Annotated in this window: 15 protein-coding genes; 1 reads left to right on the top strand and 14 read right to left on the bottom strand. The window is 35.6% G+C overall.

The annotated features are described in order from the left end of the window. Nucleotides 1-2 precede the first annotated feature (2 nt). Together uvrB and MKY80_RS03205 are read right to left on the bottom strand one after the other, a co-directional pair. Nucleotides 3-1,982, bottom strand: a complete 1,980-nt coding sequence (uvrB, locus tag MKY80_RS03210) for an excinuclease ABC subunit UvrB (RefSeq protein WP_342531982.1) — start codon at nt 1,980-1,982, stop codon at nt 3-5. Between the two features lie 327 nt (nt 1,983-2,309). Next, the gene (locus tag MKY80_RS03205) at nt 2,310-2,558 is read right to left on the bottom strand and encodes an IDEAL domain-containing protein (protein WP_036123367.1); all 249 of its coding nucleotides are present in this window, start codon (nt 2,556-2,558) and stop codon (nt 2,310-2,312) included. Between the two features lie 226 nt (nt 2,559-2,784). On the opposite strand from MKY80_RS03205, the gene MKY80_RS03200 reads away from it, so the two are divergent. Next, nucleotides 2,785-3,294 (top strand): competence protein ComK, encoded by a 510-nt coding sequence (locus MKY80_RS03200; RefSeq protein ID WP_036123364.1) that lies wholly within the window; start codon nt 2,785-2,787, stop codon nt 3,292-3,294. Nucleotides 3,295-3,334: 40 nt separating this feature from the next. On the opposite strand, the gene prfB is transcribed toward MKY80_RS03200, so the two are convergent. From prfB to pseI, 12 genes are all read right to left on the bottom strand, one after another. Beyond that, a protein-coding gene (prfB, locus tag MKY80_RS03195; RefSeq protein WP_096364703.1) for a peptide chain release factor 2 occupies nt 3,335-4,436 on the bottom strand; the annotation gives its coding sequence in 2 pieces (ribosomal slippage) (nt 3,335-4,363 and nt 4,365-4,436; 1,101 coding nt in all). Nucleotides 4,437-4,539: 103 nt separating this feature from the next. Beyond that, nucleotides 4,540-5,076: a competence protein ComK gene (locus MKY80_RS03190; RefSeq protein WP_258954981.1), complete on the bottom strand. Its 537-nt coding sequence runs from the start codon at nt 5,074-5,076 to the stop codon at nt 4,540-4,542. A gap of 365 nt (nt 5,077-5,441) precedes the next feature. Then, nucleotides 5,442-7,952: a preprotein translocase subunit SecA gene (secA, locus tag MKY80_RS03185; RefSeq protein WP_008178811.1), complete on the bottom strand. Its 2,511-nt coding sequence runs from the start codon at nt 7,950-7,952 to the stop codon at nt 5,442-5,444. Between the two features lie 141 nt (nt 7,953-8,093). Beyond that, a complete protein-coding gene (gene raiA, locus MKY80_RS03180) occupies nt 8,094-8,645 on the bottom strand; it encodes a ribosome-associated translation inhibitor RaiA (protein WP_008178812.1) in 552 nt (183 codons plus the stop codon). A gap of 99 nt (nt 8,646-8,744) precedes the next feature. Continuing rightward, entirely contained in the window at nt 8,745-9,125 is a 381-nt protein-coding gene (locus MKY80_RS03175; protein ID WP_008178814.1) for a PilZ domain-containing protein, read from the bottom strand. Between the two features lie 181 nt (nt 9,126-9,306). Next, nucleotides 9,307-9,717, bottom strand: a complete 411-nt coding sequence (fliS, locus tag MKY80_RS03170) for a flagellar export chaperone FliS (protein WP_342531978.1) — start codon at nt 9,715-9,717, stop codon at nt 9,307-9,309. Between the two features lie 190 nt (nt 9,718-9,907). After that, complete coding sequence (locus tag MKY80_RS03165; RefSeq protein WP_099804995.1) at nt 9,908-10,267, bottom strand: flagellar protein FliT; 360 nt, start codon at nt 10,265-10,267, stop codon at nt 9,908-9,910. A gap of 28 nt (nt 10,268-10,295) precedes the next feature. Further along, nucleotides 10,296-12,788, bottom strand: coding sequence for a flagellar filament capping protein FliD (fliD, locus tag MKY80_RS03160; RefSeq protein ID WP_342531973.1), 2,493 nt, complete (start codon nt 12,786-12,788; stop codon nt 10,296-10,298). A 21-nt stretch (nt 12,789-12,809) separates the two neighbouring features. Next, entirely contained in the window at nt 12,810-13,199 is a 390-nt protein-coding gene (gene flaG, locus MKY80_RS03155) for a flagellar protein FlaG (RefSeq protein WP_342531971.1), read from the bottom strand. 197 nt (nt 13,200-13,396) lie between these two features. Then, nucleotides 13,397-15,418 (bottom strand): sulfatase-like hydrolase/transferase, encoded by a 2,022-nt coding sequence (locus MKY80_RS03150; RefSeq protein ID WP_342531969.1) that lies wholly within the window; start codon nt 15,416-15,418, stop codon nt 13,397-13,399. A 25-nt stretch (nt 15,419-15,443) separates the two neighbouring features. After that, complete coding sequence (locus tag MKY80_RS03145; RefSeq protein ID WP_342531967.1) at nt 15,444-16,109, bottom strand: class I SAM-dependent methyltransferase; 666 nt, start codon at nt 16,107-16,109, stop codon at nt 15,444-15,446. Nucleotides 16,110-16,192: 83 nt separating this feature from the next. After that, nucleotides 16,193-17,245 (bottom strand): pseudaminic acid synthase, encoded by a 1,053-nt coding sequence (pseI, locus tag MKY80_RS03140; RefSeq protein WP_342531965.1) that lies wholly within the window; start codon nt 17,243-17,245, stop codon nt 16,193-16,195. Nucleotide 17,246 lies beyond the last annotated feature (1 nt).

The raw sequence follows: 17,246 nt of genomic DNA, 5'->3' as shown, positions 1-17,246 counted from the left end.
ATTCACCCTTCTACCTTCAATTCAAATATTGTATCTCGAAGCTCAGCTGCACGTTCGAAATCTAGCGCTTTTGCCGCTTCCTTCATTTCTATTTCTAGAGAAGCTACGAGCTGGTCTCTTTCTGCCTTTGTCAGCTTTTTGCCCTTCGTCGCCTTTGTTACATAGGATTTTTCTTCTTCTGCCACTTGTGTAGCACGAATTACTTCTGGTATTTTTTTACTAATGGTTTGAGGCGTAATACCATGCTCTTCGTTATAGGCCATTTGCAATTCACGACGACGTTTTGTTTCATCGAGCGCCTTTTTCATCGAGTCGGTTACATGATCTGCATACATGATGACATGACCGTTCGCATTACGCGCAGCTCGGCCAATCGTTTGAATGAGTGAACGTTCTGAACGTAAAAATCCTTCTTTATCCGCGTCTAATATGGCTACAAGTGATACTTCAGGAATATCAAGTCCTTCACGCAATAAGTTAATTCCAATTAGTACATCGTAAGTGCCCTTCCGTAGCTCACGAATAATCTCAATACGCTCTAATGTTTTAATCTCAGAATGCAAATACTCAACCTTTAAGCCCATTTCCTTCAAATAGGCCGTTAAATCCTCTGACATTTTCTTTGTTAGCGTTGTTACTAATACTCGCTCATCACATGCAATTCGACCTTGAATTTCATCGATTAAGTTATCTATTTGCCCTTCAATTGGGCGGACATCTATTAATGGATCCAGTAAACCAGTAGGTCGAATAATTTGCTGGATCATTTCTGGTGTATGTTCCAACTCATAGGGTCCAGGTGTGGCAGATACATAAATAGCTTGATGTACTCGATTTTCGTATTCTTCAAAACGTAATGGACGGTTATCTAGCGCAGATGGCAAACGGAAACCATGTTCTACGAGTACCCCTTTACGCGCTTGGTCACCGTTGTACATCCCTCGTACCTGTGGAAGAGTTACGTGACTTTCATCTACGACAAGCAAAAAGTCCTCAGGGAAATAATCAAGCAACGTATATGGAGTCGCACCTGCTTCACGTAAAGTTAAGTGACGTGAATAGTTCTCAATCCCTGAACAAAAGCCCATTTCACGCATCATTTCTAAATCATAACGTGTCCGTTGCTCTAGACGCTGAGCCTCTAATAATTTATCCTCGGCACGCAGTAAAGCTAGACGATCCTCTAATTCTTTTTCAATGTTTTCTATCGCTTTTCGCATTTTTTCTTCTCGTGTAACGAAGTGGGATGCTGGGAAAATAGCGACATGCTCTCGATCTGATAGTATTTCTCCAGTTAAAGCATCTACCTCACGAATGCGATCAATTTCGTCCCCAAAAAACTCGACACGAATACAATGCTCATCACGTGAGGCTGGGAAAATCTCTACTACATCTCCTCGTACCCGAAACGTCCCGCGTGTAAAACTAACATCATTGCGCTCATATTGAACATCTACAAGTTTGCGCAGTAGCTGATTACGTTCAATTTCCATACCCGTGCGGATCGAGACAACCATTTCACGATATTCTTCTGGAGAACCAAGACCGTAAATACAGGATACAGATGCAATAATAATGACATCATCACGCTCAAATAATGCAGAAGTTGCAGAGTGGCGTAGCTTATCAATTTCATCGTTAATGCTAGAATCCTTTTCTATATAAGTATCTGTCTGCGGTACATAGGCTTCTGGTTGGTAATAATCATAGTAACTAACAAAGTATTCTACAGCGTTATTTGGAAAGAACTCTTTGAACTCACTATATAATTGGCCCGCCAACGTTTTATTGTGTGCCATAATGAGTGTCGGTTTTTTAACCTGCTGGATTACATTTGAAATCGTAAATGTTTTCCCAGTTCCTGTTGCACCAAGTAATGTTTGATGACGCTTGCCTGCTTTCACACCCTCCACTAATTCCGCAATTGCCTGTGGCTGATCTCCATTAGGCTGATATGGCGCTTGTAAATCAAAAGTTTGCACACCTGTCCCCGTCCTTTCTTTCCAATTTGTACATATATTTTAGCATAGCAATATTAAAATTTCGAACATTTAACGAACGAATGTTTGTAAATTTTTTTTTCTATCCCTAAAATGGAATATGGATACTCAACCTTCTACTCTCATAATAGCCGTTTCGTCAGGTTTTCAAGCCTTATCTAGTAATGAGATGTCAATTGTAGAATGGTAGTCGTTCCTTCTCTTTTCTCATTTTTAGAGCAATACTTTTTATACATTAGGTGAATGGCACAGCCACTCTATCATCTCCAAAAAAAATCCCGCTCTCCATAGTCGCGGAGAGCGGAATTATTAATATGATTCATCTTCTGATTGCTGCAAGGAATTGAGTTCGGTTGCGTATTGATAAAATGCGTTTTCATCTTTTTCATCGAGCGCTCTATCTATTAAAACGATGAGCTGCTCTTGTCGATGCATACGCTGGATACGATTTAAAAATAAATCTAAATAAATCTCGTTTAATAATTTCTCTGCCTCATCAACTTTTTTTGACTGACCAACGGCTTTTAGAAAATCTGTGTACGAATAATATTTATCCAACGATCTCACCCCGATCCTTTTCTAAATTATATGAAAATTGAAATTAAAAAGCAATGCTTACGATTTGAAAATAACTTGGATTAACTAGTAAACTCGTGAAATTTAAAGCAAATTCTCTAAGCATTTCATTCATTTATCAACCTTGTTTCATTACTTTGTATATTTTTTGAAATTCATTTTATGTATTACACTACGGTTATCAATAGAAAAGGGAGGCACTTCCAAAATGACTAGTAAATTTGTAAATGGCTATTTAATTTCCTTTAACACTTACTTGCTCCAACCAGTTCAGCATGACACTAAAGTTTTCACTCATGTTATAGACAAACATAATGAGCTAATTGTTACTCGGAAGCCGATGCATGTACTGCGAAAATCTTGTATTTCATTAGGCTCCACCTATGAAGCAGCAAAGCAATCTGCTAAACGCTTTTTTGGTAATCAACATAAGCTACCAATCGTCGTGGCCTTTGATTATGGTTTTCCTTGCATCTTTCTACCAACCTATTCACCTAATTCCATTCATAATATATGGATAGGGCTCCATGCGATTATCAATATTACGCCGAGCGAAACAGGATGTGTGGTCACATTAAAAAACGATCAAAAGATTGAGCTACCTATTCAATATGCTTCTATTAGTAAACAGTTTGTGAATGCTTCTATGCTCTATAAACATTACATGAATGAACGAAAACAACTTAGTCAAGATTCACCCTATCATCCATTCTTTTAACTAAAAAATCCCCCAAGAAACAACTCTTGGGGGATGGCTATTAGTTAATTTTTGAACGTAAGTAAGCATTAATAAATGGATCTACATCGCCGTCCATTACCGCTCCGACATTCCCTGTTTCTTCATTCGTACGGTGATCTTTTACCATTGAGTATGGATGGAATACATACGAGCGAATTTGCGAGCCCCAGCCAATGTCCTTTTGTTCACCACGGATCTCATCAAGCTGCGCCTGTTGCTTCTCTAACTCTAATTGATATAATTTCCCTTTTAACATAGCCATCGCTTTCTCACGGTTTTTAATTTGTGAACGTTCTGCTTGGCATTGTACAACCGTACCAGTCGGGATGTGTGTAATACGAACAGCTGAATCTGTTGTATTAATATGCTGACCACCCGCACCTGTCGCACGATACGTATCAATTTTCAAATCCTCTGTACGAATATCAATTTCAATATTTTCGTCAAATTCTGGCATGACATCGCAAGAAACGAAAGAAGTATGTCGACGGCCTGATGAATCAAATGGTGAAATACGCACTAGGCGATGGACACCTTTTTCGGCTTGTAAATAGCCGAAAGCATTATGACCTTTAATTGAAATGGTTACAGATTTAATACCTGCCTCATCACCAGGAAGATAATCCATTGTTTCCACCTTAAAGCCACGCTTCTCAGCCCATCGTGTATACATACGTAGTAGCATAGAACCCCAGTCTTGTGACTCTGTTCCACCTGCTCCTGGATGCAACTCTAAAATAGCATTGTTTTGATCGTATGGACCACTCAATAATAATTGCAGCTCAAAATCAGCCATTTTTTGTTGGAATTCTACCAGTTCTTTTCCTAACTCTTCCTGCAATTCTTCGTCTGGCTCTTCACGTAAAAGCTCCAGTGTCATATCTAAGTTCTCATGTATTTCTTCTAACTCTTTATATTCATTGACGATTGCTTTTAAACCATTGCCCTCATTAATGATCACCTGTGCACCTTGCTGATCATCCCAGAATCCGGGCTCTAGCATCATTTCATCTAGCTCCTGTATACGTGCCTCTTTGTTTTCTAAGTCAAAGAGACCCCCTGAAGTCCACCAATTTTTTGGCTGTAGTGTCTAACACATTGCGTACATCTGCTAATTCAATCATTGTAAAATCCTCCGAACGTTAGTAATGGAGACTAGTGTGAAAGCTCCGATCTTACTATTATAACGTTTTTACCGAGGAAAACATACATAAAAACACTACTCTACGTCTCGTCCTCAAGCATACCAAGCGCAAAACGTTGAAATACTTTCACACGATCATATTGAACAAGTAAATGCTTCGTTCTTCGCTCTAATCTATATTTTAATAAAAATGCCCGCTGAATACGATACTCTATCGTTTTGACACTAACATCTACAATAATATCCTGACCATTCGTAAAGATTATCTTTGTACTCTTTTTATCCACAGAGAAATACTCTTCAATATGATGGACAGCAAACCATATACATTCCGGATGTAGAGGTGACTTGCTTGGAAACCATAAAATATTCCCTCGCTCATCCACAACGATTGGGTTTTTATTAAGCTTACCTAAAATCATTTTTGATCCATCAAAAGCCCCTCTTAAGCTAGAACCATAATAACGCAGATTATAGTCCATTAACTTTGTCGGCGGTATTTTAGAAATATAATCTTTACTTTTTTCCATCACCCGAGTACATAAATTTCCAAAGGAATCATACACAGGCATATACAACATAGTTTCACTACTCATAATATCCTTCTTATGCATCATTATTCCCCCTTTATGCACTTATGTTTTCAGCCTAAATAAAAAAAGAATATACCAATGTCCGTACATTCCCGATTTTTTCTACAAGTCGAAATTGCTTGGAAAACTCTATTTCCACCCACATTTCTCCCACCCCATCTTCAATCTTTTGTCACTCTTAATTCTTTGTTTTCCAACCCATCTAATTATTAGGATAATAGTAAATAATAATAGAAGTATTCTCTAAAACTAAATTCCTAATATTACAGCTATTGTATACCCACATTTTACTATTGTCTATAAATTATGACTTTTATGACAATATTTTATTTTTTTATACAAAAAAAGATCATTTCAACATACAGTTAAAATGATCTTTTCCATTTCTATTATTGAGCTGCACCATGACAGTTTTTAAACTTCTTACCACTTCCACAAGGACATAAATCATTGCGTCCAATATTTTCAGCTTTACGAACGGGTTGCTTTTTCGGAGCAGGACCGCCTTCTTCTTTCGGATTAACAGCCTGACCTTTCGCCACCTCTTCACGCTCAAGATTGCTGCGAATTTCAGCCTTCATTGCATACTTCGCAACATCCTCGCGAATGGAAGCGACCATATCTTCGAACATCGCAAAACCTTCTTGTTGATATTCACGTAGCGGATCATTTTGACCGTATGCACGCAGATGGATACCTTGACGAAGTTGATCCATAGCATCAATATGATCGATCCATTTTGTATCAATAGAACGTAATAAAATAACTTTTTCAAACTCACGCATACGCTCTGCTGTAAGCTCTTCCTCTTTTTCATCATATCGAGCGTGGACAGCTTCTGAAATCAATTGGTTAATGTCTTCTGCAGATTTGCCTTGGAAATCAGCTACTTTTAGTTGACCTTCCTCTAGCAAATTAGCAGCTACAAAGTCATCAATAGCCTTTAGATTCCAATCTTTTTGCTCACCTTGTGTATAGAGTCCGACAACATTGTCGATCGTCTCTTGAATCATCGACTCCACAAGGACGCGCATATTTTCTGTTTCTAGAACATCATAACGCTCTTTATAAATAATCTCACGTTGCTGACGGAGAACATCATCATATTGTAATAAACGCTTACGAGCATCAAAGTTATTACCTTCGACACGTTTCTGCGCTGATTCTACAGCTCTCGACACAACTTTTGATTGCAATGGCTGTGTATCGTCCATACCTAAACGCATCATCATAGCCTTCATATTATCTGAACCGAAACGACGCATTAAATCATCTTCTAGTGATAGATAAAATTGTGTCACCCCTGGATTCCCTTGACGACCAGAACGTCCACGAAGCTGGTTATCAATACGACGGGATTCATGTCGCTCAGTACCAATAACTGCTAACCCGCCAATTTCTAATACACCTTCACCAGGTTTAATGTCGGTACCACGACCCGCCATGTTTGTAGCAATCGTTACAGCACCCTTTGAACCAGCATTAGCAATAATTTCTGCTTCGCGTTCATGGTTTTTTGCATTCAGTACATTGTGAGGGATTTTATGTTTATCAAGCAATTGCGAAATAATTTCAGATGTTTCAATCGCAACCGTACCAACAAGCACAGGTTGTCCTGCCTTATGGCGCTCTGCAATATCAGCAGCCACCGCTTTATATTTTCCTTCCATAGAAGCAAAAATTAAATCTGGACGGTCATCACGAGCAATTGGCTTATTCGTAGGAATCGCAATAACGCTCATATTGTAAATATTGCGGAACTCTTCTTCTTCTGTTTTCGCTGTACCTGTCATACCTGCAAGCTTTTGGTACATACGGAAATAGTTTTGGAACGTAATAGTAGCCATTGTCATCGATTCATTTTGAATCTCAACGCCTTCTTTAGCTTCAATAGCTTGGTGAAGGCCATCCGAATATCGGCGCCCTTTCATTAAACGACCAGTAAAGCCGTCAACAATCACAATTTCGCCCTCTTGGACAACATAATCAACATCATTATGCATACTCACATGTGCCTTTAACGATTGGTTAATGGCATGATTTAAGCGGACATGTGTTAAATCAAATAAATTGTCAATGCCAAATGCCTTTTCAGCCTTTTCAACACCGGCATCCGTTAATGTAACACCTTTTGTTGACTCTTCATAGGTGTAATCTGTTTCTGCACTTAACATCCGTACAAACGCATTAGACTGTTTGTACAACTGTGCTGATTTCCCAGCCTGACCCGAAATGATTAATGGCGTTCGCGCCTCATCAATTAAAATCGAGTCAACCTCATCGATGACAGCATAGTGAAGCGGACGTTGAACACGCTCTTCTTTATAAAGCACCATATTATCACGTAAATAGTCAAATCCTAATTCATTGTTTGTACTATAAGTAATATCCGCTTCATACGCCGCACGCTTCTCTTCTTTAGACAGGCTATTTAAATTTAAACCTACTGTAAGACCTAAGAAATTGTACAGCTGTCCCATCTCAGCAGCATCACGGCTAGCCAAATATTCATTGACTGTGACAACATGCACGCCTTTACCAGTAATCGCGTTTAAATAAACCGCCATTGTCGCTGTTAACGTTTTACCTTCACCGGTCTTCATCTCTGAGATATTACCTTCATCAAGGGAAGCCGCCCCCATAACTTGAACACGGAACGGATACATCTCTAACACACGTTTCGACGCTTCGCGACAAACAGCAAAAGCCTCCGCACGAATCGAATCTAACTGCTCCCCATCCGTATAACGCTTTTTAAACTCTTCTGTTTTCGCTTGTAATTGATCATCTGAAAGCTGTTCCACTTGAGAAGCGAATCCCTCAACCTGGTCAGCGATTTTTTCTAATTTTTTTAACTCACGTTTATTGAAATCAAATAATTTATTTAATAGGTTTGCCATGAATGTTTTTCACTTCCTATATAGATTCAACTTTCATTTTACCATTGTGTAACAGTTTCATGCAAACAGTCGCCCTATTTACATAAGAAAGTCATACAAAAAAGACTCTCGCCATCGCGAGAGCCTTTGTCATCATGAAGTTTAAGTTGTTTCGATTAAGCCATATTTTCCGTCTTTACGTTTATACACAATATTTGTGCCGTTTGATTCAGCATCTGTAAAGACATAGAAATCATGCCCTAACATATTCATTTGTAATACAGCCTCTTCTTGATCCATCGGTTTTAAATCAAATTGCTTGGTACGTACAATGGAGTATTCTTCTTCATCCAATGTCGTATCAACGACTGCTTGAGTAGTAGCAAAATAAAGGCCTGCCCCTTCACGCTCACGGAATTTACGGTTTACTTTCGTTTTATGCTTACGAATCTGACGCTCTAATTTATCAACAATGAGATCAACCGCAGCATACATATCATTATGACGCTCTTCAGCACGAAGAGTTAAGTTCTTCATTGGGATTGTAACTTCCACTTTTGTTTGCTTGTCATTATAAACCTTTAAATTTACGTTAGCATTGGCGTTAACATCTTCGTTAAAATAACGTTCAACTTTTTCGATTTTATTCTCAACATACTCTCGAATAGCTGGAGTTACCTCAATATTTTCACCACGAATGTTAAAGTTTAACATGTAAACTCCTCCTTTATAACTGCTATACTATCTATTTCTACACAAGTGTGTGAAATTCCTCTAAAATAATTCTTTATTTTACAAAAAACTTTTATAAAATTAATATTGGCTTTGCTTTTTCGCTTCTGCCGCTTCCTTTTTACGTCGTAGCTTTAATTCATCTACAATCAACTCTTCAACACGCCCTTGATCATTAAAATAAACGCCATATTGCTTACCACTACCAAATGGACGACTCCAAATCACTTCACCATAGGCCCGCACCTCTTGCGTATCAAGCACAAAATGGATATCCAATGGTGGAGGATTCACACCTAAATCCACTTCCGTATACATCTTTAACCCACGCGGACTAATATCCAGCAATTCAGCCATAGCCGTCTGACCATGATTAACTCGCCCATTTTCATAAACAGCAAAAGTTATTTGAACAGGCTCCTCAAATTTAAATCGGAAACCTTCTTGACGCTTAAAAATCATATTCCCACCCCAGTATATTGTTAAACATTTATATTGCTTTGATTATGACACGACGCCCATCTTACAGCTAGGGGAATAAGTAACATATTTTACCGTTGAACAGCCTAATTTATGACTATTTAGTGATAATTTCTAGCAGATGAAAAAAGAGACCATCTTGGTTGATGATCTCTAATGGTGTCTAAATTTGTCCGCTGTTTCCCTGACCGAATTGCTGTTGTCGATTAATGCGAATAACTTCCTTCCACGTATCGCGGAATTCCGTCACCAATCCTTCTACTTCTTCAATAATGGCTACATCATTTTGAATGTTTGCTTCGACTAAACGGTGATTCATATATTCATAAAGAGGTAGCATTTGTTTCGATATCTCGATATCCATATTAAGCGTGGACATAAGCTCAGAAATGATTGCCTGTGCCTTTTGAAGATTTGTATTTTTTTCTTGGATATTTTTTTCTTGAATAGCTTGTTTCGCCTTATTCAAGAATTTCAAACATCCATTATAAAGCATTAACGTCAGCTCTCCTGGAGAAGCAGTGGTTACACTATTTTGTTTGTACGCATTTTGTGCTGTTAAATTTGCTGCCAATAAAGGACAACTCCTTTGAAAGGTTACTTATTTACTAGTTTAAACCATTTTCCGAAGAAAAGCTATTTGATCCATTACGCCCAAGCGTAATTGTGTCGGGATTTTGAATTGTGATAGCACAATTCACATACGCCGGGGCTTTATTTTCATTCAGCTTGCGGCTTCCACCACACTGAATGAAGATAAAAGGTCAATTCTTTTTGTCGTAATACATCCCGTCCATCACACGAACATTGGAGTAAGGGTTGAAATATTGCTGTTCACTTTTTTTCGTTTTTTGTAGGTTTGCCATGTCTTGTTTAACTGCATCCATAACAGCTGCTAATCGTTGTTTTATGCCCTTATCTAACTCTAACAGAGTACGATGAATACGATTTTGTTCATCAAATTGAAAACCTTCTTGTCTCAAGCCTTTTATAATTGTTTCACGCTTGTCCAACATGGTATTAATTGTTTCAATATATTCGTCACGTTCTTCACCATTTGGAATGTCACCTAAATGCTTAAAGAGATTGGCAGACACCTGTAATAGTTGATCTGTTTGATACATAATACTCTCCTATCTAATAAAGAAAGCCTTAGCCTTGCATGAACATGCTTGATTGTTGATTTGCTTTATTAATAGCTTGCTCCATTGCTGTGAATTGTTTCCAGTATCGTGCTTCTATATCCTCTAGTTTTCTTTTCCAAGTGCTGATTCGACTTTCTGTATCAACCAAATTTTTTCCAATTGCATATTGAGCGTCGGTCATCGTAGAGCGGCCTGCTTTTTTTTCAATAGTAATTTCAAAAGTTTTCATCGATTCACGAAGTTTATCTAAATAACCGCGTGTATCGACTGTTTTTCCGTCTACGACATCATCTTTTTTACCTTCACTATTTTTAAAGAGTTTTTCAACTGCATCAGGGTCTTCTTCTAATACTTTTCGTAATTTTGTTTCATCAATTTCTAAAGTACCGCCATCATTATAATTTTTTGATGTTGTAATCCCAATACTAAAGAGGGAATTATATTTTGAGTCAATACCAGAATTTGATTGGTATACTAAAGAACGCATACCTGCAAGCCCTTCACGAATAAGAGTGTCACCTCTTAATAAACCACTCTTCGCTTTTTCTTCCCAAAGCTTAATCTCACTTTCTGACATCTCTTCTCTTTGTTCACTAGTCAACGGCTTATAATCACGATATTTTGTTTCTTTAGTTTGATCATTTAAATCTTTGATAAAACCGTTATAAGTAGTGACAAATTCCTTAATTTTAGCCATGATGTCATCCACATCTGTTGTGGAAGTCATAGTGACCGCTTGTGCTTGTGGAGCAGCATTTACTTTATCCTCGTCAACTACTTTACCGCCACTACCATCATCCTTTAAAATACCTGCTGCAGTTGCATCTGCTGTTGCTGCTTTTTCGGTATTAGTAGCCTCTGTTAAACGAGTTTGAGCTGCTTTTTCTTCAGCAACTGCAGTTAAATACTCGGAACGCTTAATATTTTGATCGGCTAAATCATAAAATTGACCTTTTTTTTCTGGTGATAAGCTATTCCAAATCTCTTTTTGTTTTTCTGTTAAATCTTCAACCTTTTTAGTACCTTCTTGCAACTCTTTAATTAACGCATCGCCTAACTGACTATACTTTTGTTTGAAATCGTCAGCCTGAGCTTTTTCTTGATAAGTTTTTAAAGTTGCTGAATCTGTTGCTATTAAATTAGTTAAATCATCTTTACTTAAAGATTTTAGCGCATCTTTTACTTCCTTTGTAAACTCCGGATTATCATCTATATCTTTATGAATTTTTTCAATTGAATCACTGCTGTTATATGAGAAACGTTTTAATGCATCAATGGCATTTTGATCAAAATCTTTTAATTTTACACCATATTTTTCGTATTCCGCTTGAGCTTTAAAATCTGTAAGCTGATCTTTGTTTGAAAATAAAACATCTAACACATCATTAGATAAATCCTTTAATTTCGCTTTGCTTTCATCACTTAAAGAGCTTCCATCTAGATTATCTTTAATACCTTGTGCAGATGATTGGTTTTTAATGTAATTTATTTCATCAGTTGATAAATTTCTCCACGCATTATTCCCAAGTTTGTTATACTGCACTTGTTGTGATAAAGATAAAGTATTACCAAAGGCGTTTTTATATGCAGTTTCATGGTTAGCTGTATAACTATTAACATCACTAGCACCATAAGCATTTTGTTTTGTAATAAGATTTGCTTGTTTATTTGCTAAATTGGTAGTAGCATTTTTTAATTCTTCCACAGCAGCCTTATATTTATCTGCAATCGTTTGGAGGCCATTAAATGTATCTTTTAACGTTACATTATAGCCTGAAATAGTAAACGTATTTGTTGTTCTTTCTGTAGCTATGCCATTCACAGTGAAAATAGCATTTTTTCCTTCTGTATTTTGAACTTTATTAGGATCAGCAAACCCTAACTTGTTGAAAATATCTAAACCACCTACAACTTTGATTTCATCATCACCTTTAACATCACCAGTGTTTTTGGCAGTAAAGGAGAATCGACCATTTTCAAATACAGTACTAATTCCTGCATTACTAGAATTCACTTTACTAATAAATTGATCAACTGTCATATCAGGAGTAATTTCAATCTTTGTTGCTTCACTTGCTAATTTGCCGTTGGTTTGGATGGCTTTAAATTCTATAGTTCCTGTTGATGCAAAATCGGATATTTTCGTAGTTCCTACAGCATTAACCTGGTCACCAACTTTACGAGCTGCTGTAGCTAATTGAGAAACACCCTCAATTGACAGTGTCCCCGCAGCACTTCCTGTTGCAGTTGCAGATACTAAGTTAGAATTGGAACTAGCTGCAGTTTTAGAAATGAGACTTTTTAGTACTAGATTATCTGATATATAAGTATCAAATGTTTTTAGTTTTGTATTAACACCTCGGTACGCGTCACGTTGCCACTCGTACGTTTGTTTCTTTTGATATAACTTGTTTAACGGTGCTCTTTCCGCATTCATTAATTTTTTTACCAGTGAATCTATATCCATTCCTGAAGCTAAACCGCCGATTCTATTTACCATTATATTTCCTCCTAAATATTCTTATATTTTTTCGTCCACGATCATCCCTAATAACTTTTGCATCTCATAATATGCGTCTAAAAGTTTTTTTGGAGGGATCTCTTTTACGACTTCTTCTGTTTGGGTATCAACAACTTGTACAAAATATCGATCTAAACCGTCATGTAACACAAATTTAGAAGCATTATGATTGATTTGCAAAAATTCATTCACAGTGTCTATCGCATTTTGCAATTTTTCTTTAGATACCTCTTGACCCTCAGCAACTGGTATGTTTTCTCCTTGTAATTGCGTTATTAACTGAGATTTACTAGTAGTCATCGTAGTTTCTTCTAAACTAGCTTTCTGAGAAGATGTTGATGACGTTGCAGTGCCCATATCTTTAGATTGTCCTTGAGCTGCAATACGCATAATATGTAACCTCCCAAACATTTCTTATTCTTATATTTAATATCGGAAGTTTTTAGGAATGTTTCACTTTTTCTCTAGAAGTACTTTGATTTGTATGTATGACTTCAAAAGAAAAAGCCTCTTGATCAAATAATTCTTTCTTGAACAAGAGGCCTTCAATTCTATTTAATTTTAAATTCTCTCACTGTATTATTATTTTACGACTGTAATTTTATTGCTCTTTGAATAGTTATATCTACATATTTCTCTAATTTATCAATAAATTGTACTGATACATCGTCTAATGTTTTTAAGTCTAATAATTGCGCTTCATAATGCTCTAAATCAACTAATCCATTCTCAGTTACATTAGATTTGGTCTTAAATCTAAAAATATGTTCAGTATCTGTAATAGCAACTAAGTATGGCTGATTAGGGTGTAATGTCTCCGTTATTGCTGTATCACGCCCCTTACCTCCAAAATCTTTTAATACAACACCTTCATTACTATCTAACTTAATGTCAATAAGTTTAGCAATTGTAGGGAAAATATCAAGAACGGAACATAATTCATTACTAATTTTCCCTTCAACTTTTCTACCTGCCAACATAAATGGGACCTTACGTCTTGGTTCATGTAAGAGAAAGTCGTCTTCTTTTAAATAAGTTTGTCCATGATCAGCTACTAAAGCGACAATAATATTTTCTTTGCCAAAACTTGATTCAAGATAACTATATAGTGAGGATAAATGTAAATCTACTCGCTTTAATTCTGATTCGTACTTTTTAATTTTATTTGGGTCATAAGAAGATAATACAGAAGTTGCCCCAAGATTTTTATTTTGTCTATATTTAGCTGAAACATTGACTTGACTCATTAAATCATTATTTATTTCATCTGCGACATCATGTAAATCCATTAAGCTAATCCATAAAAAATGATTATTATTTTTAAAAGTCTCTAAATGTTCTATTGCCTCTCCAACTACTTCTCCAGCTGTAAAGCCTCCTGCATAATTTTGATATAAAATTCGATCCATTCCCTCTAAATAACCGTAGGTTGGTGTAACACGCCAGTCATTATTAATTTGAGTAGTCAAATATCCATTTTCTTGAAAATTTTTAGTGAATAGATGATTATATTTGTTTAATTCGAAATGCTTTGAAGGATGGTATAGACCGTGATGTAAGGTAGTTTTTCCAGTGTACATACTGGCAACACTAGGCAATGTCCAGTCTCCAGTAGTATAACAATTGTTATTTATATAGCCATTTGAAAAAAAGTTATATGTACGAGGCATTAAATTATGTAATTTTTCTTCTATTACACTGTTAGCTAGACCATCTACAAAAAGAGTAATTACAGCTCGAGCTGGTTTTAAAGTAGGTTTCAAATTAACTGGTTTTCCAACAAAAAAGGGTTTACTCGACGTTACTTTATATTCACCTACATCAGTAAATGTAAAATAATTAAATTGGTTTGACCTTAAAACATTTCTTGGGAAACGATAATTAATTTTTGGGCCTTCCACTACTATTTCATCATATTGTTCAAATAATGCTATTGGTAGTGTTGTTGAATTATTAATATCAAAAGCAAATGCATCAGTAGCTTTTCCTTGTAACAATTCAGTTTTAAAAAAGTAACGTGATGTTTTATCAATATCCATCACATTCAATGACTTATACATTTCTGTAAAGTATTCATTGCCGGCAGAATCTTTTACAATTTTTTTCACAAGACTTTCATTAAAGCGATTTATTGGATAAGTTCTTTCGTCTTCTTCTCGAAGAATCATTTTAGTATAATCTGTAGCTGCACGGAATTGATCAGGAGTTAATGTAGAATCTTCTTTTATTTTATCTATTACTTGATTCAAATTTTGTGTCGCTATTTCACGATCATCGTCAGAATTCGCTAATTTTACACATCTTGCAAACATCCATAAGCTATCAATATGCTCTCCAACTGCACTTTTTAAAGTAGCCAAATTAAAAATGATTTCAAACGAAAAAGGAAATTCTTTTAATGCCTCGTCCTCTAATAAAGTTATTCCTAGCTGATACTCACTAAGTAAATAATAATAGTTTGCAAATAAGGAATAATACGATTCATTTCTTATACTTATTTTATCTAATTTTTCCTTAGCTTCTGGTAATAACCCTTCATTTAAGAGCAGTGTGATTTCTTTTTCAAATTTTTTTAAAGCTGTTATTCTTGCATTTTTCAAAAATATCACCCTTTTCAGTTTTTTACACTACATACTAGTTCTTTTTAAAAATTATTCTTGCTAAAAATGGATTTTCATTTTTGTAAACAGAAAACCCTCTTCCTTTAGAGAACTCTTCAATAGAAAATCCAAGTTTTATTAATTTGGTAATTAGCAAATCTGTATCTATATACCTTCTGTAATGATCATCAAAAACTTTGTCTAATTCCTCATCTTCTTTAGTTCTGAACTCCGCTACTATTTCACATGGGATTTTAATATTCTCAAGAATGCTTTCAAAAATCAAATTTTCAGTTTCTTCTGTAATTGCATGTAAGAAAAACCTAGTATAAAACAAAATTTTTTTTTCTTGAGATATTAAAATTTCGTTAATTTTGGTCATTAATTTTTCAACTTCATTAACATCACTTAAATCAACACAGGCAAAATCAATATTTTTATTGGAATTAAAATGTTTCTTCATTATATTATTATTAATTTTTATTACTTCTTCTGATCCATCGATTCCAACAACTTCAAAACCATTTTTTGCAAAATAAAATGTATCTTTTCCAGTTCCACATCCTAAATCAATTATGATTGTGTTATTAATAGTTTTTTCATTTTTTTTTAAAATAAACTCGCCGAAGGCTGAATATTCAGTTAAATCAACTCTATCCTTATAAAATTCTTCCCAGTATTGCTTATTTATGTATCCCATCTAAAATCTCCATTCTTTAATATACTCAATTTAATCTTTTAGTTTATAGAATTTGCAATTCTATATTTTATAATCCCTCAAAATTATATGAAATCAAAATTAAAAGGTTCTCCTTTTTTTATTGAACACTTTACTTTTTTGCCTAGTAGTTGTTCATAATATTTTGGTTTAAGCCCGTTTCCTGGACGGACTATTCTAATGTTCTCTTTAGTAAGTATTTCTCCTATCTCAATATCCCTAGCAGCGTATATTGAACGTCTAAATTTTAATGAAGCTTTTTCTTTTTCTGTTGGACCATAAGTAACTTTTCCCATAGCTAACCAAGCACGTTCCGTTTCTTCTACAAGCGATTTCATTTCAGCAGGTTCCATTGAAAATGCTGCATCTACCCCACCATCAGCTCTATTTAGAGTAAAATGTTTTTCAATGACTGTCGCACCTAGTGCAACACTTGCTACAGCCACACCTATCCCGAGCGTATGGTCAGATAATCCAATTTGGACATCGTCAAATAACTGTTTCATATGAGGAATGGTTAAAATATTTGTGTTCTCAGGCGTAGCAGGATATGTACTTGTACATTTTAATAATACTAAGTCTTTACAACCAGCTTCTTTTGCTGTCCTTACTAATTCATCTAATTCCGACAATGTTGCCATACCTGTGGATACTATCATTGGCTTACCAGTTGCAGCAACTTTTTTGATAAGCTGTAAATCCGTATTTTCAAATGAAGCAATTTTATAGAGCGGAACTTCTAATTCCTCTAAAAAATCAACAGCTGTTTCATCAAATGGCGTACTAAAAGCAATCATTCCTAATTCTTTTGCCCGATCAAAAATTGGTTTATGCCACTCCCAAGGTGTGTATGCTTGCTGATACAAATTATATAGATTTTGTCCATTCCACAAACTTGTATCATCATTTATTTGGAAACCTGGATTATCTAAATTTAATGTCATTGTATCTGCTGTATATGTTTGAATTTTTAATGCATGTGCTCCTGAAGCTGCAGCAGCTTCTACTATTTTTAAAGCACGATCAAGAGATTGATTATGGTTCCCTGACATTTCTGCAATAATAAATGGTTTTGAAGATAAACCAATTTGGATATTTTCAAATAATATATTTTTCAAT

Source organism: Lysinibacillus sp. FSL R5-0849 (assembly GCF_038595075.1).
GTDB lineage: Bacteria > Bacillota > Bacilli > Bacillales_A > Planococcaceae > Lysinibacillus > Lysinibacillus fusiformis.
Note: the sequence above shows the minus strand (reverse complement) of the source record. Positions and strands in the feature narration are given on the sequence as shown.